Annotated in this window: 25 protein-coding genes; 2 read left to right on the top strand and 23 right to left on the bottom strand. The window is 67.7% G+C overall.

What is annotated here, in order from left to right:
• Positions 1-142 precede the first annotated feature (142 nt).
• Entirely contained in the window at positions 143-556 is a 414-nt protein-coding gene (locus tag ACZZZD_RS13015) for a GreA/GreB family elongation factor (RefSeq protein ID WP_463435591.1), read from the top strand.
• A gap of 6 nt (positions 557-562) precedes the next feature.
• Here ACZZZD_RS13015 and ACZZZD_RS13010 read toward each other — a convergent pair whose 3' ends face one another.
• The 10 genes from ACZZZD_RS13010 to tolB form a co-directional block, all read right to left on the bottom strand.
• Positions 563-1159 (bottom strand): YdeI/OmpD-associated family protein, encoded by a 597-nt coding sequence (locus tag ACZZZD_RS13010; protein WP_463435590.1) that lies wholly within the window; start codon positions 1157-1159, stop codon positions 563-565.
• Positions 1159-1461 carry a winged helix-turn-helix domain-containing protein gene (locus ACZZZD_RS13005; protein ID WP_463435589.1) on the bottom strand — a complete coding sequence of 101 codons (303 nt, stop codon included), beginning with the start codon at positions 1459-1461 and terminating at the stop codon, positions 1159-1161. The genes ACZZZD_RS13010 and ACZZZD_RS13005 overlap by 1 nt, the downstream gene beginning before the upstream one ends.
• Before the next feature lie 3 nt (positions 1462-1464).
• Entirely contained in the window at positions 1465-2118 is a 654-nt protein-coding gene (locus ACZZZD_RS13000) for a hypothetical protein (RefSeq protein ID WP_463435588.1), read from the bottom strand.
• Between the two features lie 63 nt (positions 2119-2181).
• Positions 2182-3399, bottom strand: a complete 1218-nt coding sequence (locus ACZZZD_RS12995) for an acyltransferase family protein (RefSeq protein ID WP_463435587.1) — start codon at positions 3397-3399, stop codon at positions 2182-2184.
• A 319-nt stretch (positions 3400-3718) separates the two neighbouring features.
• Entirely contained in the window at positions 3719-5677 is a 1959-nt protein-coding gene (gene ftsH / locus ACZZZD_RS12990; protein WP_463435586.1) for an ATP-dependent zinc metalloprotease FtsH, read from the bottom strand.
• 86 nt (positions 5678-5763) lie between these two features.
• The gene (gene tilS, locus ACZZZD_RS12985; protein WP_463435585.1) at positions 5764-7005 is read right to left on the bottom strand and encodes a tRNA lysidine(34) synthetase TilS; all 1242 of its coding nucleotides are present in this window, start codon (positions 7003-7005) and stop codon (positions 5764-5766) included.
• Entirely contained in the window at positions 6996-7841 is an 846-nt protein-coding gene (locus ACZZZD_RS12980) for a tetratricopeptide repeat protein (protein WP_463435584.1), read from the bottom strand. The genes tilS and ACZZZD_RS12980 overlap by 10 nt, the downstream gene beginning before the upstream one ends.
• Positions 7842-7882: 41 nt before the next feature.
• Entirely contained in the window at positions 7883-9025 is a 1143-nt protein-coding gene (locus tag ACZZZD_RS12975) for a DUF3667 domain-containing protein (protein WP_463435583.1), read from the bottom strand.
• Between the two features lie 127 nt (positions 9026-9152).
• Positions 9153-9716, bottom strand: coding sequence for a peptidoglycan-associated lipoprotein Pal (pal, locus tag ACZZZD_RS12970; RefSeq protein WP_463435582.1), 564 nt, complete (start codon positions 9714-9716; stop codon positions 9153-9155).
• Between the two features lie 140 nt (positions 9717-9856).
• Positions 9857-11221 (bottom strand): Tol-Pal system beta propeller repeat protein TolB, encoded by a 1365-nt coding sequence (gene tolB, locus ACZZZD_RS12965; RefSeq protein WP_463435581.1) that lies wholly within the window; start codon positions 11219-11221, stop codon positions 9857-9859.
• Positions 11222-11363: 142 nt separating this feature from the next.
• On the opposite strand from tolB, the gene ACZZZD_RS12960 reads away from it, so the two are divergent.
• A complete protein-coding gene (locus tag ACZZZD_RS12960; RefSeq protein WP_463435580.1) occupies positions 11364-11627 on the top strand; it encodes a CopG family transcriptional regulator in 264 nt (87 codons plus the stop codon).
• Here the strand turns inward: ACZZZD_RS12960 and ACZZZD_RS12955 are convergent.
• The 13 genes from ACZZZD_RS12955 to ACZZZD_RS12895 form a co-directional block, all read right to left on the bottom strand.
• A complete protein-coding gene (locus ACZZZD_RS12955) occupies positions 11624-12499 on the bottom strand; it encodes a hypothetical protein (RefSeq protein WP_463435579.1) in 876 nt (291 codons plus the stop codon). The genes ACZZZD_RS12960 and ACZZZD_RS12955 overlap by 4 nt on opposite strands.
• Positions 12500-12504: 5 nt before the next feature.
• Complete coding sequence (locus ACZZZD_RS12950) at positions 12505-12960, bottom strand: ExbD/TolR family protein (protein ID WP_463435578.1); 456 nt, start codon at positions 12958-12960, stop codon at positions 12505-12507.
• Between the two features lie 3 nt (positions 12961-12963).
• Complete coding sequence (gene tolQ, locus ACZZZD_RS12945) at positions 12964-13716, bottom strand: protein TolQ (protein ID WP_346494221.1); 753 nt, start codon at positions 13714-13716, stop codon at positions 12964-12966.
• 139 nt (positions 13717-13855) lie between these two features.
• Positions 13856-14287: a hypothetical protein gene (locus tag ACZZZD_RS12940; protein ID WP_463435577.1), complete on the bottom strand. Its 432-nt coding sequence runs from the start codon at positions 14285-14287 to the stop codon at positions 13856-13858.
• A gap of 222 nt (positions 14288-14509) precedes the next feature.
• Complete coding sequence (ybgC, locus tag ACZZZD_RS12935) at positions 14510-14971, bottom strand: tol-pal system-associated acyl-CoA thioesterase (protein ID WP_463435576.1); 462 nt, start codon at positions 14969-14971, stop codon at positions 14510-14512.
• A gap of 9 nt (positions 14972-14980) precedes the next feature.
• A complete protein-coding gene (locus ACZZZD_RS12930; protein ID WP_463435575.1) occupies positions 14981-15322 on the bottom strand; it encodes a hypothetical protein in 342 nt (113 codons plus the stop codon).
• A gap of 38 nt (positions 15323-15360) precedes the next feature.
• Positions 15361-16827 carry an alpha/beta fold hydrolase gene (locus tag ACZZZD_RS12925; RefSeq protein WP_463435574.1) on the bottom strand — a complete coding sequence of 489 codons (1467 nt, stop codon included), beginning with the start codon at positions 16825-16827 and terminating at the stop codon, positions 15361-15363.
• A gap of 62 nt (positions 16828-16889) precedes the next feature.
• Positions 16890-17165, bottom strand: a complete 276-nt coding sequence (locus ACZZZD_RS12920) for a BrnA antitoxin family protein (RefSeq protein ID WP_463435573.1) — start codon at positions 17163-17165, stop codon at positions 16890-16892.
• A complete protein-coding gene (locus ACZZZD_RS12915; RefSeq protein WP_463435572.1) occupies positions 17158-17430 on the bottom strand; it encodes a BrnT family toxin in 273 nt (90 codons plus the stop codon). The genes ACZZZD_RS12920 and ACZZZD_RS12915 overlap by 8 nt, the downstream gene beginning before the upstream one ends.
• Entirely contained in the window at positions 17427-18455 is a 1029-nt protein-coding gene (ruvB, locus tag ACZZZD_RS12910) for a Holliday junction branch migration DNA helicase RuvB (protein WP_463435571.1), read from the bottom strand. The genes ACZZZD_RS12915 and ruvB overlap by 4 nt, the downstream gene beginning before the upstream one ends.
• Before the next feature lie 142 nt (positions 18456-18597).
• The gene (gene ruvA, locus ACZZZD_RS12905) at positions 18598-19215 is read right to left on the bottom strand and encodes a Holliday junction branch migration protein RuvA (protein ID WP_463435570.1); all 618 of its coding nucleotides are present in this window, start codon (positions 19213-19215) and stop codon (positions 18598-18600) included.
• The gene (ruvC, locus tag ACZZZD_RS12900) at positions 19212-19730 is read right to left on the bottom strand and encodes a crossover junction endodeoxyribonuclease RuvC (RefSeq protein WP_463435569.1); all 519 of its coding nucleotides are present in this window, start codon (positions 19728-19730) and stop codon (positions 19212-19214) included. Before ruvC ends, ruvA begins: the two co-directional genes overlap by 4 nt.
• Positions 19731-19776: 46 nt before the next feature.
• Positions 19777-20475, bottom strand: a complete 699-nt coding sequence (locus ACZZZD_RS12895; RefSeq protein ID WP_463435568.1) for an MgtC/SapB family protein — start codon at positions 20473-20475, stop codon at positions 19777-19779.
• Positions 20476-20482: the final 7 nt, after the last annotated feature.

Below are 20482 nucleotides of genomic sequence, written 5' to 3'. Positions count from 1 at the left end.
GCCTCGTCGCAGGCGACTGACCCGGAACGGCCGCGCGCCTTTCGCCCCGTTCCGGGCGTCGATCCACCCCTTAAAAACTTCCAACGCCCTGCGCCGTTGCATGACCGCGCGTGGGCGTTCGCGATCCAGCGAAAGACCCGCCATGACCCCCTCCGCCACATCCGTCCGTCCCGACATCTTCCTCAGCGCCGATGACTTCGACGCCCTGTCCCGTCTCGTGGGCGACATGCCCGGCGAGGGCGTCGCCGGACTGCTGCAGCAAGAGCTTGAGCGCGCCATCGTCTGCGCGCCCGGCGACCGCCCCTCCGGCGCCGCGCCGCTTCACCGCTGGCTGCATTACATCGACAGCCGCTCGCCCGAGCCGCGCCGCATCCAGATCGTCCTGCCGCATCAGGCCGACATCGACGCGGGCAAGGTCTCGGTCCTGTCCCACGTCGGCGCGGGCCTGATCGGCCTGGTGGAAGGCCACACCATCGCCTGGACCGATCCCTCGGGCGCCGAGCGCAGCCTGACCCCGGTCATGATCGAGGACCCCGAGGACCTGTCTCAGGACTGACGCCGGTCAGGGCCGCTTCTGCGGATGGGGCGTCTCACCCCGTTTCAGCATCTCGACCAGGCGCGCGATGGCCTTGGCGCGCCCGGCCGGGGTCTTGGGCGCTTGGGTGCGATAGATCAGGGCGAACCGGTTCTGGGCCGTCAAGATGTCGAACAGAGCCTTCGCCTGCGGCTCCGCCTCGATGGCCGCCATCAGATCGTCGGGCGCGGCGGCGTCCTTGACCCGATAGGCCGCGTCCCATCGCCCGTCCGCCTTGGCCGCCTCGACGTGCTTCAGCCCGTGGGCGGTCATCCGGCCTTCGTCGATCAGCCGCGCGACATTGGCGACATTGATCTGGCTCCAGACGCTCTTCTTGCCGCGCGGCGAGACGCGCTGCAGGAAGCTGACATCGTCCAGGCTCTTGCGAACCCCGTCGATCCAGCCCCAGCACAGGATCACGTCGACCGCCTCGGCCCAGGTGATCGAGGCGACGCCCGACTTCACCTTGTAGATGCGGATCCACAGCTCCGTCTCACGATCATGGTTCTCACCCAGCCAGGCGTGAAAGCCGTCCTTGTCCGCGAACGCCCGCACCTTCGCCGGATCGACCACCATGGGCGCCATCAGCCGGACCTCCCGATCAGTCCGCCCAGCGCCTCCAGATAGGCGGCGAAGGCCTTGCGGCCGGCGGGGGTGATCGACACGCGGGTCAGGGGCTTGTTGTTCACGAAGCTCTTGGCCACGGCGACATAACCCGCCTCCTCCAGCTTCTTGATATGGACGGACAGATTACCCTGCGTCGCCTCCAGCACCGTCTTCAGCTCGGTGAAGTCGGCGGCCTCGGCGTCGGCCAAATAGACCATGATCCCCAGCCGCATGCGACCGTGGATGACCTCGTCGATCTTGCCGAGATCGTTCAGCCCCATGGATCAGCCGGCGTCCGCATCGACGGCGCGCGTCTTCAACGCCGCCTGCGTCATGATCCAGCCCGGCACGGCGAACAGCACGAACAGGGCGGCGGTGCAGACATACAGATAGATCATCGGGTCGCGCACCAGCACCCCCAGCGCCACGGCGGTGACCCAGCCGCCCAAGGACGCCGCCAGCATCCACGGCTTCTTCTTCAGGCTATAGGCCACGAACCAGGCCGCCGACTGCAGCGCAAAGATCATCGCTGGATAATAGAGCCAGACCGCGAAGTCCGCGTCGCGCTGCGACCCCACGCCGAACACGATGACGATGGCCAGGTTGGCCATGCCCGCGCCGCTGAAGGCCGCGTTCAGGGTGCGGGTCGCGATGGGGCCTGCGGTCCCGATCTTGCGATCCTCGCGCACGGCCCAGGTCAGCACGATCAGGAAGGCGACGGTGATCCCGATCAGGAAGGCCAGGTTCGCCAGGCCGGGCCAGCGGATAAGGCCGACCGCCTGGCCGATGTGGAATAGGCACTGAAGCCCATAAAGCAGGCCGCCGGCTAAATAGGCCACGCCCAGCGTCAGGGTCGCCTTGGGATTGTTTCCGCCCTGGACGATGGCCTTCAGAAAGGCCAGGTCGGCTTCGGGCGTGCTGCGAGACTTGTCGGACATCGATGTGATTCCTGTGCGACCGGCGCACGTTCTCGGATGAACGCCGCCGTCGGGGTTGGCAAGCTATTCGGCGGGGACCAGAGGGGGCGACGGCTTCTTGCGCCACGGCACGCGTCGTCCGTTCAGCCACCAGCCCATGAAACCGTGACGGATCAGCAGTTCGTAGGACGCCAGGCAGACGCCGAACACGCCCAGCGACACCCCCGCCAGTTTCACCCACCACGGCCCGCCCCAGTCCTGCACCCACACCTGGGCCAGCATGACCAGCGGCAGGTGCACGATATAAACCCAGTAGGAGGCGTCCGAGAGGTAGCGCCGAACCGGGCTGTGGCCCGAGGCGAACCGCAGGCACAGCCCCATGGCGGCGAGGGCCGACGCATAGACCGCCAGGGCCGTGACGGCGGCGGCCAGCGCCTTGGCGCCGGTCGGCGCGGTCATCGGCGCAATGTTCGGTCCGCCCGCCAGGACATAGGCGCCGACGCCCGAGATCACCGCCACGATCAGGAACAGCGGCGACCATGCGGCGATCCGGCCCAGCAAATCGCGGCGTCGATCCAGCATGAGGCCCAGGCCGAAGGCGAGGCCGAACCCGACCAGGGCCGAGGTGTGCGGGATCACGCCCGCATCCGGCGTCGGCACGGCGAAGAAGGCGATCCATTTCGGATCCAGCCACAGCGCCAGGGCTAGCGGCGCGGCCAGGACGGCGGGCGTCCAGGGTCCGATCAGGGCGCCGGTGATCCTGTCAACGACAGGCCCCACCCGTCCCTTACGGTCCAGCACAGCGAGCACCGCCCGCACGATCAGGACGACGACATAGAACAGGGTCAGCACCCACAGGAACCACAGGTGGGTCAGCGGGAAGTTGGTCCAGTCATAGGTCGGCGGCGGCGGCGGCGGCGCGCCGGGCGTCACCAGGCCATTGGCATGAGCGTTCCAGACCAGGGCTGTGACGATCCCCGCCATGACCGGAAACCAGAAGGCCGCCAGCGGCCCGGTGATCCGCATCGCGCGATCCCTGGCGAAGCTTGTCCAGCCGCGCCGCGCCAGCATCATGTGCGCGAACAGACCGGCGATCAGGAAGAAGGCCGTCATCCGAAACAGGTGAATGGCGAAGAACAGCCACGCCGCGCCGATCGAGCGGCTGTCATCCGCCACGATCCATATCTGCTGAGGAAAGAACGACAGGCTGGCGTGCAGCACCACCCCCAGCAACAGCGCCCCGCCCCTCAGTGCATCGAGCCCGTGCAGCCGCTCGGCTTGCCCCATTCCAGATACCGACATGACGATCCCTCCCTGATCTGAGATCGCCATATCTCACAGACCTGTCTGTTTTGCAAACTTGTTCGTTACGCTCTTTCCGTTCGTCATCCTAGGCCTTGTGCCTAGGATCCAAACTCCCGGTGCGTGAAGTGAGGTTGGGGCGGCGAGGTGCGCTCGTCTCCACCGCCTAAGTCTCTGGATCCTAGGCACAAGGCCTAGGATGACGGGATTGGGAGCAAGGGCGTCGCCAGGCGGCAACGCTCCCGCAACCACCCAAAGAAAAACCCGCCGGGAGATCGCTCTCCCCGCGGGTTCATCGTCTTCAGACCTGAACCTCGGTTCAGTGAACCGTCGGCACGCTCGTCGCGGCCGGCGCGGCGACCGGGACCTCGATGTCGGTTCCGTCCGACACCGGCGTCACCGGCACCGAGACCGAAGGTCCGGCGTTGGGGAAGTTGTTCTCGTCGCGGTTCGGCGCGACGCCCTTCTCCAGCAGGTCCTTGATCTCCTCGCCCGACAGGGTCTCGTATTCCAGCAGGGCCTGGGACAGTTTCTCGTGGTCCTCGGCCTTGGTGGTCAGGATGTGACGCGCATCGTCCCAGCCTGCGGACACCAGGCGACGCACTTCCTCGTCGATGGTGCGGGCCGTCTCTTCCGAGACGTTCTGGCTGCGCGCGACCGAGTGGCCCAGGAAAACCTCTTCCTGGTTCTCGCCATACGCCACCGTGCCCAGCTTCTCGGAAAAGCCCCAGCGCGTGACCATGGCGCGGGCCAGCTTGGTCGCCTGTTCGATGTCCGACGATGCGCCCGAGGTGATGTTTTCCTTGCCGAAGATCAGCTCTTCGGCGACGCGGCCGCCGGCCATGATGGCGATCCGGTCGATCATCTGCTGATATTTCATCGAATAGCGGTCGCCTTCCGGCAACTGCATGACCATGCCCAGGGCCCGGCCGCGGGGGACGATGGTCGCCTTGTGCACCGGGTCGGCCATCTTGACGTTCATGGCGACGATGGCGTGACCGGCCTCGTGATAGGCGGTCAGGCGCTTTTCTTCCTCGTTCATGGCCATGGAGCGACGCTCTGCGCCCATCAGCACCTTGTCCTTGGCGTCCTCGAAGTCGCGCTGCGTGACCATGCGACGGTCCTTGCGGGCCGCCGTCAAAGCCGCCTCGTTGACCAGGTTCGCCAGGTCGGCGCCCGAGAAGCCGGGCGTGCCGCGCGCGATGGTCTTGGTGTTCACGTCGGCGGCCAAAGGCACGTCCTTCATGTGGACGCGCAGGATGCGTTCGCGGCCCGAGACATCGGGGTTGGGCACTACCACCTGGCGGTCGAAACGGCCGGGACGCAGCAGGGCCGGGTCCAGCACGTCGGGACGGTTGGTGGCGGCGATCAGGATGATGTTCTCGGACGCCTCGAAGCCGTCCATCTCGACCAACAGCTGGTTCAGCGTCTGTTCACGCTCGTCGTTGCCACCGCCCAGGCCTGCGCCGCGATGGCGACCGACGGCGTCGATCTCATCGATGAAGATGATGCAGGGCGCGTTCTTCTTGGCCTGTTCGAACATGTCGCGCACGCGGCTGGCGCCGACGCCGACGAACATCTCGACGAAGTCCGAACCCGAGATCGAGAAGAAGGGCACGCCGGCCTCGCCCGCGACCGCACGGGCCAGCAGCGTCTTGCCGGTGCCGGGAGGGCCCACCAGCAGCGCGCCCTTGGGGATCTTGCCGCCCAGACGCTGGAACTTGCCCGGATCCTTCAGGAAGTCGACGACCTCCTGCAGCTCGTCCTTGGCCTCGTCCACGCCGGCGACATCGTCAAAGGTCTTGCGGCCCTTGTGCTCGGTCAGCAGCTTGGCCTTGGACTTGCCGAAGCCCATGGCGCCTTTCGCTCCACCTTGCATCTGGCGCATGAAGAAGATCCACACCCCGATCAGCAGCGCGATCGGCAGGATGCCGATCAGCAGGCTGACAAACCATGACTGACCGCCCGACTTGGCGTCGATCTCGACGTTGGCCGCCAGCATCTGGGCCACCAGCTGTTCGTTGGGAAAGACAGTCGTGGAGGTGAACCGTTCGCCGCTCTTCAGTTCGCCGGTCACCTTGTCCAGGCGGATGGTGACCTGCTTGACGTCGCCGGCGTTCACCCGCTGCACCAATGTGGAATAGCTCATGACTTGGGGTTTGCCGCCGGCCGGCTGGCCCGCAACGCCGTTCATGGCCCCGCCCTGGGACAGGGCCGCATAGCCCGCCAGAAGCGCCAGGATGATCACGCCGGTGATCGCCAGATTACGCAGGTTCATTGAGGTCCTCGGTCGTCCGCGAACCCGGATGGGTCGACGGTCTGGATGTGTCTGTCTGGGAAAATAGGAGCTTAAGCAGCGTTACGCTATCGGGTGGCGGAAATCAGGTCGTCTTCGTGCGTCGTTTCGTCCAGCGCCAGCCTGAGCCGTTCCGCGACAAGCGCGCGCCGTTCCACCCCTTGGCCTGCAAGAACCGGCGCCAGACCCCCGTCCCGGACCAGCACAGGCCAGGCCCCGCGCGTCGCCGCCGGCAGGCGATTGATCTCGGCCCTGTCGGCGTCCGACAGGCTCGCCAACCGCCCCCGCGCCGCCACGACCGACCATCCGGCCTGTTCGGCGCAAAAGGCGAACCGCCCGTCCCACACCGCCTCGACGCCGGGCGTCAACAACAGCGGCGCGGTTCCCCGCCGCGCCAGCTCGCCCGCCTCGCGCATGACCCGCACCGCGTCGCCGGCCGCCTCGATCCGCGCGCCGCACAGGGTCGCGGCTAAGTCCTCGCCCGCCCTCAGCCGCGCCGTCAGAGCCTGAAGCCGCGCCCCACGCGGCGGCGTCGCCCCGCCGCCGACGCAGACCAGGGCCGCCGCCAGCGCCCGCGCGCCGATGTCGCGGGGGCCCCGCACCATCGCTTCGTCGTCCATCTCCGGGGAAACCGCCTCGACGCGCCCGCCGTCCGACACATCCGGCGCCCGCCTCGCCAGCGCCTGTCGCGCCCGGCTGCGCCCGAATCTCGGATCGACATTGGCCGGGTCCTCGATCCAGTCCGCCCCCTGCTGCACCAGCCAGTCCCGCAACACCCCGCGCCGTTCGCCCAGTAAGGGCCGCAACAGCATCAGCCCCCGCCCCTGCGGCCAGGCCGGCGACGGCGACCACTCCCGCACCCGCCCCAGCGTCGAGCCTTCGCTGCGCATCAGATCGGCCTCGGCGATGTCGTCGGCTGTATGGGCGAACAGCACCACGGACGCCCCCGCCTCACGCGCCGCATCCGCAATCAGCCCATGCCGCGCCGCCCGCGCCGCCGCCGTCAGCCCGGTCGTGGGCTTGTCCCCGTCCCAGCTCAGTCCGCGCCAGTCCGCCCCCGCCGCCTGCGCCGCTTCAGCCGCAAACGCCGTCCAGTCCGCGCTGTCCGCATTCAGCTGATGATCCACCGTCAACGCCAGCACCGACCGCCCACGCGCCCGCGCCCAGTCGGTCGCCAGCCGCAACAGCGCGATGGAATCCCCGCCCCCCGACAGGGCCAGCGCCACCGGCCGCTCCGTGTCCCGCGTCAGCCGCGCATCCAGCCGCGCGAACGCTTGCGCCGTCAGATCATTGTCGGGCGTCAGGCGCACCCGCCCGTGGTCTTCAACTGGGCCGCCCGCGCCTTCTGCGGATCGGAGGCGGCGGACGCATAGCGGCGCGTGAACTCACCCAAGGCCGCACAGCCCTGCGGCTTCCTCTGCGTCGAAAACAGGGCGTCGGCCAGTTTCAACGTCGTGTCCGCCGCCCAGCCGATACGCGGCCAGTCCTTCAGCGCGGCGGCGTAATAGGGCACCGCCCCCGCCTTGTCGTTGGCCGCGACCCGCAGGTCTCCCAGGCGCGAGTTCGCCTCGCGCGACTGCGGCGTATCGGGCCAGGCCGCGATCACAGTCTCCAGCGCCCGCTCGCCGCGCGGCCGGTCGCTGGACAACAGGGCCACAGCCGCCGCCAGATCCCGCGTCGCATCCCCGGTCGGCGAGGTCGCCTCGATCGGCGCATTCAGCTCGGCCGCCGTCTCCAGCTTCTGCAGGCGGGTCTCGGCGTCTATCAGGCGGGTTTTCAGGGCCTGGTTATCGCGCGTCGCCTCGTCCAGCTGAAAGGTCAGCCGCTCGTTGTCGCCGTTGATCCGGCGCACCGTGGCCTCCAGGTCGCCCAGCCGGCGATCCATCAGGGCGAACTGCCCCTGAAGCGTCACCACCTCGGGGTCCGGCTCGACCAGTACGGGCTGACCGGCGGCGTTCCTCTGGGTCAGGGCGCGCTCCAGCCGGCGCACATTGCGGTCCAGCTGGTCCAGGCGGCGATTGTCCCACTCGGTTCGCTCCATGATGTTGGGCTGGGCCTGTTGCGCGACGGCGGCGCCGCCCATCAGGACCATCCCGACAGCGGCGGCGATCAAGGCGTGGGGGCGGGAAATCGAGAGCTTGGTCATGCCTCTAGCTTTCACCGATTTGGGGCCGCCGCAAGGCCGAGCTAGTGCCCCAGGCCCAGATAGATGATGGCCGTGACGAACAGGCCCACAACGATGTTGCAGAACATCAGCAGCGCCATCGTCCGCCACAGGGCCGAGAACCAGGACAGCGAATAGGCGCCCTTCATCTGCGCGAACATATGCACCGGCACGGCGAACACCCCGACCGCGATGACGATCCGCCCCAGCCACCCCGCCAGCGTCGCCGACAGCACCATCAACATCAGCAGCATGGCCATGAAGGTCAGCGAATACAGGATATAGACACCGTGATCGTACAGGGTGAACCCGCGCTTCCACAGGAACAGCAGGGCCACGAACGGGATCGACAAGGGCACCAGCAGGAAGGCGAACTTGTACATCGTCTGCTGCAACTTGTAGAGCGCCAGGTCCGGGTTCTGGAGCTTCTTCAACACCGTGGCCCCCATGCCATGGCCTTCTTTTTCGCTGTCCTGGCCCATGACCCTCAGCTTGGTCTCGCCGCCCTCCCCGGTCGCCATGTCCTTGATGCTGGCCTGCCAGCTTCCAGGCTTCAGCCCGTCGGCGCGTCCGTCACGTTCGTCGGCCTCCAGCCGCGTCAGCCCCGCACGCCGATCCTCGACCAGTTTCTGACCGGCGTTCAGCGCGATCTGCATCGTTCGATCAGGCTGGGCGCCGCTGTCAGCCCGCAGCTGGGCCAGAGCCTTTTCCGACTCGGCCAGGTTTTCGCGCTGGGCGGCGATCCGCTCGCTCATGTCCGCCCCCTCGCCGGTCTTGGATTCCGGATGCGGCATGAAGCTGAGGGCGAAGAACATCACGAACAGGGTGAACAGGAAGATCGCCAGCGGCGAGACATAACGCGACCGCTTGCCCTCGACCCATTCGCGCGTCAGCCGGCCGGGATTCAGCCACAGCAGCGGCAGGGTGCGCCAGATGCGCGCGTCAAAGTGCATGACCCCGTGCAGCAGCTCTTCGCCCAGGTGCAGCAGGGTGCGGTGGACATGGGTCGGCTGGCCGCAGTTGGCGCAGAAGTTGCCGCTGGTCTCGGCGCCGCAGTCGGAACAGACGCCGTGCGCGTGGACCTCGCCCGCCTTGCCCGTCGGCTTCTCGATCGCGCCCGCGATCAGGCCGCCGGTGACGACGCCGCCCGCTGCTTCGATATCCATTTGGTCATCCCCCAACGCCAACACGGCGTTCTTGACGCCGCGTCGTCGTCAGGACAAGCGCCGAAACGAAAAGAGGCGTCGGCCTTGCAGCCGACGCCTCTCACGATCTCAGCCGTTCAGCCGGTGTTTAGCGCGGCGCGCCCGACACGATGGCGGTGTGGGCGTTGCGGTTGCGCGCGAACGAATCCTCGCTCGACCCTTCGGCGATGGGGCGCTCCTTGCCGAAGCTGATGGTGTCGATCCGGCCCGCCGGAATGCCGCGGTTGATCAGATATGTCCGGACCGATTCGGCGCGGCGTGCGCCCAGGGCCAGATTGTACTCGCGCGTGCCGCGTTCGTCGGCATTGCCTTCGATGCGGATCGTCACCGACGGATAACGCTGCAGCCACTGGGCCTGGGCGTCCAGGCGCGGCATGGCCTCGGGACGGACCTCATAGGAGTCCAGGTCGAAATAGATGCGGTCGCCGACATTGACGACGAAGTCCTGCTCCGTGCCCGGCGCGGCCGAACCCATGTTTCCGCCGGTCACCGGGCCGGTCGGGGCGGTCGGATAGGCCGGACCCGTCGGCGCCGTCGTGCCGTCGTTGGGACCGGGCACGCCGGTCTCGACGGGCGGCTTGCGGGTGCAGGCGGCCATGGCGGCGACAGCGCAGCCCACCATCGCCAGTTTCAGAATGCGGGAAGTCTTCATGGGTCGTCTCCTGACGGTGTTTCTTATGCGAGGCGGCGGTCCTCAAGCTTGGCGTTACTGTCTGCCTTGGGCGATTTTTCGGCGCCAGAGGCGATAACGCACAGTTGAGCTTTAAGGCTCCGACGTGATCGGGATGAGGCTTACGACGGGCAGCTGTCCGCGCCCTGGTTCATTCCCAGATTGGTCGGCGGGCGGTCCAGCAGCGGCGACCAGGCGGGGTCGGTGCCGCGCCCGTTATAGCCCGCCTGCGACACCACCCGGCCCGACAGGTCCACGGTCCACAGGCGCGTGTCGCCGCCGCGCGTCTGGCGCGCAAACATGACGTAACGGCCGTTGGGTGCCCAGTTCGGGCCGTCCTCGAAATAGCTGGACGACAGGATGCGCTCGCCCGAACCGTCCGCGTTCATCACCCCGGTCGAAAACTGGCCGCCGCCCTGTTTGGTGAAGGCGATCAGATTGCCGGTCGGGCTCCACGACGGCGCCGTATAGAGGCCGCCCCCGCGCGAGATCGGCCGCTGGCCCGATCCGTCCGACCGCATGACATACAGGCGCGCCGAACCCGAACGGTCCGAGGTGAAGACGATCTGGCTGCCGTCCGGGCTGAACGAGGGCGAGGTGTCGATGCCGGGGTCGTTGGTCAGGCGCGTGATCTGACGGCTGCGCAGGTCCATCACATAGACGTCGGTATTGCCGCCCCGGATGATCGAAAACGCGATCTTGTTGCCGTCGTTGGAGAAGCGCGGCGCCAGCACCTGACCGTCGAACTCGCCCAGGCTTTCGCGCCGGCCGGTCGTCAGATTGTAAAGATAGATGCGGCTGTAATCCTTGCCCAGCGCCACATAGGTGATCTCGTCCGGCTGCGACAAGGAAAAGCGCGGCGACATGATCACCTCGTCCCCTTGCGTCAGATAGGTCGGGTTGAACCCGTCCTGGTCGGCGATGGTCAGGCGGTTGATCCGGTTCAGCGCCGAGCCTTCCTCGGACACGAAGATCACGCGCGAATCGAAGAAGCCGGCCTCGCCCGTCATCCGCTGATAGATGACGTCGGAAATCTTGTGCGCGATCCGGCGCCACTGTTCCTGCGTCGCCGTGAACTGATAGCTGACCAGCTGGCACTGGCGATACGGATCATACAGGCGGAAGCCCACGTCCAGCCGCCCGTCGCCCCGCGTCGTCACCCCGCCGTACAGCACCGCCTGCGCCCCGATCTGGGTCCACTGCGGAAAGTTCGGCGCATTGGCTAGCGTCAGGCCGGTCTCGATGAAGCTGGACGGGTTCAACGGCTCGAAGAAGCCCGACCGTTTCAGATTGCCGCTGACCACGCTGGAAATGTCCGACCCGTGCGTCCCCGCAAACGGCACGACCGCGATCTGAAGCGGCCGCAACACGCCCTGATCGATCTCGACCTCGACGGGCTGGCCTTGCTGAGGGGTCTGAGCCGCCGTCGTCAGCGGGGCGGCCAAAGCCAAAGCGGCTGCGGAGGCCAGAAGAAGGTTCAGACGCATCAGATGCTCCCATAAGTCTCGAAGGATCGCCGCCCCTTATCGCCGGGCCGTTCGACTTTCGCCAGCTTCACGGGGAATGGGGCGACATTCGGGACGGGGCGATGCATCTTGGCGTTTGTTTCGGATGAGTTATTCTGACCTCATGCGCACCACCCTCACGCTGGACGATGACGTGCTGGACGCCATCAGGATCATCGCCGCCCGCACGGGCCAAACAATGGGTCAGGTCGTCTCCGATCTGGCGCGAAGCGCATTAGACACGGCTGAGCCAAAAGTCAGATTTCGCAATGGCGTGGCTCTGCTGCCGGATCGTGGCGGCCCTGCGATCACGACGGAACACGTCAATGCGCTTCGCGAGGAATTGGATTGGCCTGCGTCAGTGCCTAAACGCGCACCTCACGCCTAGCGATTGCGGCACGCCCGTTCAGTATTGAACGTCGGGCGATAGACGCCGCCGGGGAAGCCCTGGGGCACGTCGAACGGCGCGGTCTGGCGCAGGGCGCGCAGGGCGCCGTCGGCGGCGGCGCGATAGACGCTGCTGGATTGGGCGTTGATCAGACTGGGTCCGCGCGTGATCCGCCCGTCAGCCGACAAGGTCAGCTCGACCTGGATCCTTAGCTGGTCCGCGCCGGGAATGTCGCAGGGCAGGATCCAGTTCGGATAGACCTGATTGAAGATGGCCGTGATCTGCGGCCCCGTCGCCTGCGATGCGGTCCCGGTACCCTGTTGCCCCGTCGCCGGTCGTCCGCGATTGTTGGTCGGGCGCGTGGGCCCGGCCAGGGCGTCCAGGTCCAGGCTCGGCTCGGGGCGTTGCGGCGCCGGGCGGGTGGGCGCGGGCGTGGCCGGCCGCGGATTGGTCGGGGCCTTGGTCGGCGGCGCAGGCGTCGGCGGCTGGGGTCGGGGCGGCGTCGGGCGCGGCGGGGTCGGACGCGGCGTAGGGGTCGGTGTCGGCGCGGGCGTGGGGCGCGCGGGCGTCGGGCGTGGCGGCGTAGGGGTCGGACGTGGCGCAGGCTGGGGCGGCGTCGGATGGGGCGTGGGCGGAACCGGATCGGGCTGCTGCACCGGGGCGGTCGCGGCGTCGTCGGGCGAGGGTTCTGGCTGCGGATTGTCGGCCGGCGCGGCCTGGATCACATCCTCCGAGACGATGGTCACCGGCACCGAGGCGACCAGCGGCGTCTCCTCCTCATCCACCTTGTGCGAAAACGTCACGAAGGCGAGCGCGATCACCCCGGCGTGCAGGGCGAGGGATCCGAGGATCGCGGGGCTCGGACGACGCAAGGGGCTCAGGCCTCCGGCGCCGTGTCGGTGATCAGGTTCAGCTTGGTGAAGCCGGACGCGCTCAGCCGCGCCATCACCCGCGCCACCGCCTGATAGGGCGCACGCCCGTCGGCCCGCACGAACACCGGCCGCTCCGACGCCCTGTCCGCGCCCCCGGCCTCGGTCTGCAAGCGCGCCGACAACTCCTCGAAGGCGGTTTCGCTGTCGCCGACGAAGATGGCGCCCTGCTGGTCGATGCTGACCGACAGGGGTTCCGACTTGATCTCGACCGCGCTGGCCTCGGTCTTGGGCAGTTCGACCGGCACCCCGACCGTCAGCAACGGCGCCGAGATCATGAAGATGATCAGCAGCACCAGCATCACGTCCACCAGGGGCGTGACGTTGATCTCGGTCAGAGGCCCTTTACGCCCTCTGCGTCCGCGACGACCGCCGCCGCCGCTCGAACCGCCACCAAGCGCCATGGCTCAGCCGCCCCGCTTCAGGCTGAGGTCGCTGGACGCCACGGGCGGAGGCGGCGGGGCCGAAGGGCTGCCCAGACGGCGCGCCACGGCGGCCTGCAGGTCATCCGCGAACGCCTCCAGCCGGTTCGAGAACTTACCCGCGTCGATGGAGAACTTGTTGTAGGCGATATAGGCCGGGATGGCCGCCGCCAGGCCGATGGCCGTGGCGAACAAAGCTTCCGCAATGGCCGGCGCCACGGTCGTCAGATTGGTGTTGCCCGCCGCCGCGATGCGGCCGAACGCATTCATGATGCCCCACACCGTGCCGAAGAGGCCGATGAAGGGCGAGGCCGTCGCCACGACCGACAGCACGCCCAGACCGTTCTCGATCCGCTGGCTCTCGCGCGTGATCAGGCTGTTCATCGCCCGGTCGATCCGGGTCATCAGCAGGTCGCCCTGATGTTCGTTCAGCGCCCCGCGCTGACGCGCCTCGCGCCAGTCCGACAGGGCGATCACCAGCATGCGCGGCAGGGCGTGGTCCGGCGCCGGCCCGGCCTGGGCCGCCACGTCCTCCAGCGACCGGCCCGACTGGACCGCCTTTTCGAAATCGTCGGCCTGTTTGTTCAGCGCCGTGAACCGCACCGCCTTGTCGATGATGATGGTCCACGACCAGATCGAGGCCGCCGCCAGCCCGATCATCACCGTCTTCACCACCCAGTCGGCGGTCATGAACAGCTCGACGGGGTTCATCATCGAGGCGTCGACGGGCATTGTCATTCAGGCGCTCCGGGCGGAATCGAGTTCGTTCACGCCCTCTTCGACCCAGCGGACGTGACCATTGTGTGGCGTGCGGCCCGTTTAACGACGACCCGACCGCCCGTCATCTGACAGGCGCGTCATAAGGGTTAACAGAGGGTTATTCAGACCCCGATCTACGGCTCGGATCGACCGCCACCGACACCGGCGCGCCGACGCTGATGATCACGCCCTCATGGCCTTCCTTGGCGATGGAATAGGTGGCAGCGTCACGCAGCAGCTGTTCCTCGCATAACCGATCTCCGGGGCGGCCCAGTTCGGCGCAGCCGCGCTTGGCCGCATCGGTCCAGCCCAGAACCCGGCGCGTCGCCGCCTCGGCCCGTTTGATCGCCGCCTCGTCCTCGGCCGCCGCCTGGGCGATCAGCGCCTGGCGCGCGCCCTGCTGATATTGCAGCTCGGCCTGGCCCGCCATCTTGCGTTCCCAGACCTTGTAATAGGGACAGCCCACCAGCCCGCCACCGACCAGCAGCAGGAACAGCAGGACCGTGACGATCGCCGCGCTGGTGGACATTTTGTAGGTTTCTGCAGCCACGACGTTTCCCCCTCGTTTCGGAACGGATTTTAGCGGAATCGGCGACGCCCGACAGCCTATATCTTCCGCTCATCCCGGCGAAAGCCGGGACCCAGTCCTTTGGGCGAAAGTTGTCTGAGATCAAAAGTCGGTGGTCATCCGACGCACTGGAGATGCGAAAACACTGGGTCCCGGCTTTCGCCGGGATGAGCGGGAGGCGGGGCTTGACCGAACGGCCGGTGTCTAAGCCTTGCCCGCACTCGCCGCCAGCCACGGCGTCACCTTCTCGACCAGCCCCTTGGAGGGCCGACGCGGCCGGCCGTCCAGATGAATGCACACCGCCCTCACCTCGGCCCGGCACAGCACCTCGCCCGCCCGCTCCACGCTCTGACGGATGATCAGCCGCACCCCCTTCACGCTCTCGTAGATCGTGCGCACCACCAGGGCGTCGTCGATCCGCGCAGGCTTCAGGTATTTGATGTTCATCTCGGACACGACGAAGGCCAGCGGCTCGGCCTCTTCCAGCAGGTCAGCATGGCCCACCCCGATGGCGCGCAGGAAGTCGGACCGCCCCCGCTCGAAATAGCGCACATAGTTGGCGTGATAGACCAGGCCGGTGAAATCGGTGTCCTCGTAATAGACGCGCACCGGCAACAGGTGGTCGCGCCCCTCGAAACGGCCGGCGGTGGGTTGGTCGATGCTCATGGCCTCAGTCTAGCGCACCGGAGACGGCTTGGGCCGCTCCAAAAAGCCGGGGCAATAACGTTGACGCATCTCGCGAAACTCGGTCGGCAGGGGATCGTCGCTGAACAGGATGCGGTTGGGGATCGACACGAAGCCGACCGCCGGCCCGCCCGCGACCCGCCCCACATAGCCGCACACCGCCCGCCTCTGCCCCGCCTCGGCATAGCGCAGCTCGGCGCCAGCGCCCGCCTGGATGCGGATCTGGCGCGTGACCCGCGTCGAGGCCGGCTCGGGCGAGGGCGCGTTCGCCGGCCGCATCGCGACCCAGGCGGCGACAGCGCACAGGGCCAGCACGACCGCAGCCGCGATCATCGTCCACCGCTGTCGCGGGCTGCGATGCGGCATCATTCTCATGCGACAGGCGCATCCAGGGTGAAGTCCAGCGGCGTATCGGCGGCCGGCAGGCAGCTGCGATCCACCGGTTTCGAAGGGTCACGCAGGAAGTCGCGCGCCATCCGCCGCGTGCAGGGGCTGGCGTTGATCACGCCGTGCGTCGCATTGGTCACGATCACCACCTGGCTGTGGGAATAGCCCTTGGCGGCGGCCTCGGTCAGGGGCGGCGGACAGCCCGGATCGATCTCGGCGGCGACGAACAGGGTCGGGATGTCGGTCTGGACCGGCAGGTTCTCGATCGGCTTGGCCGGCCGCTCGCCCACCGCCGCACAGACGTCGAACAGCCGCGACAACGACGGAACCAGCACCTCCGCCACCGGATCGCCTGCGGCCCCAGCCGCCAGCCGCGCCTTGGATTCGAACGGCAGCTCCTCCTTGCACAGGTGCGCCATGTGCTGACCCTCGAAATAATAGGTCCGATCCTCGGCGATCTCGGCGACGGGGCTCAGGTCGCCGGCGATGATCTTCTCCAGATCGACCGGCAGCCCCCGCACCCCCGTGGCGCTATAGGTCGTGTCCATCAGAAAGGCCGACAGGTCGTCGACGTTGAACGTCCGCCCGTCCTTGCCCGTCACCGGCCCCGCCATCCATTTGCGCGCCTCGACCTCGAACCGCGCCTGAAGGTCGGGATGCTGCGCCGCGCACGCGACTTGCGCCGTGCATTTGGCCAGGATGATCTTCACCGCCGCCGACACCTGTTCCGGCGTGCCGACGGCCCAGTTGCCCTCGGGTGGCCAGGGGCTGTCCATCACGGCGGCGCGCACGATCTGGGGCTGATGGGTGATGACGGCGGCCTCGATGCGTGGCCCGTACGACCCGCCCCACAGGTCGATCTTCGACAGACCCAGCGCCTGGACCATGTCCTTCACGTCGTCGGCGATGGCGGCGGCGTTGTACTGGTTCAGATCGACGCCCTGCGTCTGATACCCTTTCAGACAGGCGATCAACCCGTCGCGATCCGCGTCGGACGGCGGCCCCGCGTCGGTCAGTTGCACGCCCGGACAATCCATCGACGGCTTGCTCGCCCCGCCCCCGCGCTGATCGAACAGGATCACGTCCTGATCCACGGCGAAGGCGTCGGGCCTGCGGGTCAGGGCCTGCAACATCCGCCCCACGCCGGGCGTCAGATCCCCTCCCGGCCCGCCGTGGAACATCACGATGGGCGGCAGAACCTGACCCGAGGCATCCTTGAACGGCGCGCTCGCCTTGACGATCACGACGGCGATGTCGATGCGCCGGTCGCTGACGCTTCCGTCGCGCGCCTCGTCCACCGTCAATGTCCCGCACCGCACCTCGCGCAGGCCCGTCGGCCAGTCGCTCGGACAGGGCTTGTCGGTGAACACCGGCGCCCCCGCGAGGACGGGCGCGGCGACCGCACCCACCCCGAACAGTACGGACAAGGCGACGAGGGCGCGAAGGATCATGGAGCCTCAGTCTTCGAAGTGGATGGGCGGTCGCCGCCAGATGCTGATCTCGTAACGCCCCGCTATGCGGCGCGTTTGGCCTGAGCGGCCGCGTCAAGCGTCGCCGCCATCCGTTCTCTCCAGTCGTCGCCTTCCTCGGCAAAGACTGCGATGGTTTCGGGAGAAAGGTCGAGCGCAACGGCTTGCGGGGTCAATTTGGCGAACATGTCCGGGAACACCTCGCTGAACGGGCGGCCGTTAGCGAAATCCGCTGCGGTCATTTCAGGATTCTCAGGATCGTCGATATCGACATCATCGTAATGATCCGGGTTCAGCCAGCCGTCTTTGGGATCAGCCATATTGGTTCACCTCGCGCCGATTCGCCTTTCTCAGGCTGATGACCCTCAACACGCCGTCTCGCGGCGTGACGATCAACACATGCAGCCTATCCAGCACCTTACCATAAATCTGGTACCGCGCCTCCTGATAGTCGTGACGCGTGTCAGGTATGACCCTGATGGTGTTCCAATCAATGCGCCGCGCAACCTCTAGCGAGAGTCCATGCTTGCGTTGGTTGGCTGCATCCTTTTCTGAATCGTATTCAAAAAAAAGGGCGTCCTTCATTCGAACAGGTCGCCCGGCACGGGACCGGCAGGTTGCGCAGGCGCCCTCAGCCCCAGATGGGCATAGGCCTTGGCGCAGGCCACCCGTCCACGCGGGGTGCGCATGATGAAGCCCTGTTGCAGCAGATAGGGTTCGATCACGTCCTCGACCGCATCGCGCGCCTCGGCGATCGCAGCGGCCAACGTGTCCATCCCCACCGGCCCGCCGCCATAGTTCTCGATCAGCGCCCTCAGGAACCGTCGGTCCAGACTGTCCAGCCCGGCCTCGTCCACCTCCAGCCGCGCCAGCGCCCGCGCCGCCACCAGTTTGGAGATCGTCTCGGCCCCTTCGGCCGACGCAAAGTCCCGCACCCGCCGCAGCAGCCGCCCGGCGATCCGGGGCGTGCCCCGCGCCCGCGACGCGATCTCGCGCGCGCCCGCCTCGTCGATGGCCGCGCCCATCTTGCGCGCCGTGCCCCGCACCACCGCCGTCAGTTCGTCGGCCGAATAGAACTCCAGCCGCAGCGGAATCCCGAACCGGTCCCTCAGCGGCGTCGCCAGCAGGCCCGCCCGCGTCGTCGCGCCCACCAGCGTAAACGGCGCCAGGTCGATCCGCACCGAGCGCGCCGACGGCCCCTCGCCGATGATCAGGTCCAGCACATGGTCCTCCATGGCCGGATACAGGATCTCCTCGACGTTCGGGCTCAGTCGGTGAATCTCGTCGATGAACAGGACGTCGCGCGGCTCCAGATTCGTCAGGATCGCCGCCAGATCGCCGGCCTTGGCCAGGATCGGACCGGAAGTGGCCCGGAACCCCACGCCCAGCTCGCGCGCCACGATCTGCGCCAGCGTCGTCTTGCCCAGACCGGGAGGCCCGAACAGCAGCACATGGTCCAGCGCCTCGGCCCGCCCCCGCGCCGCATCGATGAAGACCTTCAGATTGCCCTTGGCCTGCGACTGGCCGACGAACTCGGACAGGGTCTGCGGCCGCAAGGCGCGGTCGTAGGCTTCGCCTGTTTCGGCTTCCGGAGAGATGACGCGGGTCATGCTGCTCTCCAGTGGCGAGTGGCGAGTGACGAGTGGCGAGAACGCGCCCTTGCTTTCCGCATATCATCGGCTAGGCCGAAGCACTGACCCACGACGCTGCGTGGCTTCACTCGCCACTCGTCACTCGCCACTCGCCACTCTCTCACCGCCCTAACTCCTGCAGGGCCGCCCGGATCACGGCGGGCAGCTCGGCGGTCTCGCCCAAACGGATCAGCGCCTGATCCACGGCCCGGCGCGCATTGACCTCGGCCACGCCTAGGCCCAGCAGGGCCGATACGGCCTCGCCGGTGATGGACGGCGCAGGCGGCGCGATCTCGACATGCATGCCCGGCGCGGTCGGCGCGAAGCTGACGTCGCCCAGCGGCTTGCCCTTCAGCTCGGTCACGATCCGCAGCGCCAGTTTCGGCCCCACGCCGTTTGCCCGCGCCACCGCCGCCTTGTCCTCGCGCGCCACGGCCCCCGCCAGTTCGCCGGGCGGCAAGACGTCCAGCACCGCCAGCGCCGCCTTGGGCCCCACGCCCTGGATGGCCAGCAGGGTGGTGAACGCCCGCCGCTCGTCGCGCGTCAGAAATCCATACAGACGCGGCCCCGCATCCTCGCTCCACTGAGAATGCACATGCACCGTCGCCTCGTCGCCCGGCGCCGGCAACCGCCCCAAGGTCCGTGCCCCGCACGCCACGACATAGCCCACGCCCGCACAGTCGATCAGGCATTCCGCCTCCCCGACCTCGGCCAGGACACCTCTCAGACGCCCGATCACGCCGCCCCCCGATGCATCGCTTCCAGCAAGGACCGTTTCCTCAGTTGCGCATGGGTGACCGCAACGGCCAGGGCGTCCGCCGCATCCGCCTTCACGTCCCCTGCGGTCGGCAACAGCCGCTTGATCATGAAGGCGATCTGGCTCTTGTCGGCATGACCCGCCCCCACCACCGCCTTCTTGATCAGGTTCGGCGAATATTCCGCCACCGTCAGCCCCAGCTTGGCCGGCGCCAACATCACCGCCGCCCGCGCATGGCCCAGCTTCAGTGTCGAGGACGGATTCACATTGACGAACACCTCTTCCACCGCCGCCTCCTCGCAGCCGTGGTCGGCGCAGATGACGCCCAGCGCCTCGAACAGATGCAGCAGCCGCTCGCTGAATGGCGCGGTCTCGGGCGGGGCGACCACCCCGTGCGCCACCCACCTAAGCCGCGCGCCGTCGGACACGATCACCCCCCAGCCGGTGCGTCGCAGACCGGGGTCCAGGCCGATGATTCTGACAGGTTCGTTCGCCATCCGTTCCCCTCATGCCGCAAAGAGGGTTATCGGGCAATGAACGGTTTCAGTCGTCGCGCGGGTCGAGGCTGTAGCGCGTCACGCCGGGGATGGCGCACAGCTGTTCCGCCAGCCGCTTCAGCTGGCTTTCCTCCGCCGCCTTCAGCCGCCATGTCCGCCGCACGATCCGCCCTTGTTCGATCAGTTCGAAGGTGTCGTGCCTCACCTCTGGATCGATCGCCCGCAGGGCCGCCTCGATGGCGGGTTCAGGCGACGCCTCTCGCCTTTCCCAGCACACCTCGGCATCCACCACCGTCCGCGCAGGCAGCCGGCCGCTGATCAGTTTCAATCCGATCAGGATCAGGGCCGTGACCACCGTCGCCGCAGCCCCCAGCGCATAGAGCCCAGCCCCGAACAGCAGGCCGATCGCCGAGGTGATCCACAGCGACGCCGCGGTCGTCAGCCCGTGGATGGAAAACCCGGTCCGAAAGATCACGCCCGCGCACAGGAATCCGATCCCCGTCAGCACCCCATGCGCCATCCGCGTGGGGTCGGTGACGATGTTCTCATCCGGTAGCGCGCGGAACGCCCAGTCGGCCTGCGACATGGCCGCCAACATCAACAGGGCCGACGCCAGGCTGACCAATATGTGCGTTCTCAGGCCCGCCGCCCGACCGCGCCATTCCCGCTCGAAGCCGATTACCCCGCCCGCGATCACCGCGCCAAGGATCGGCAGCACCGCGCCTTCCAGACTACCCAGATTCATCTGGCCT

This window comes from Brevundimonas sp. AC546 (assembly GCF_979258305.1).
Note: the sequence above shows the minus strand (reverse complement) of the source record. Positions and strands in the feature narration are given on the sequence as shown.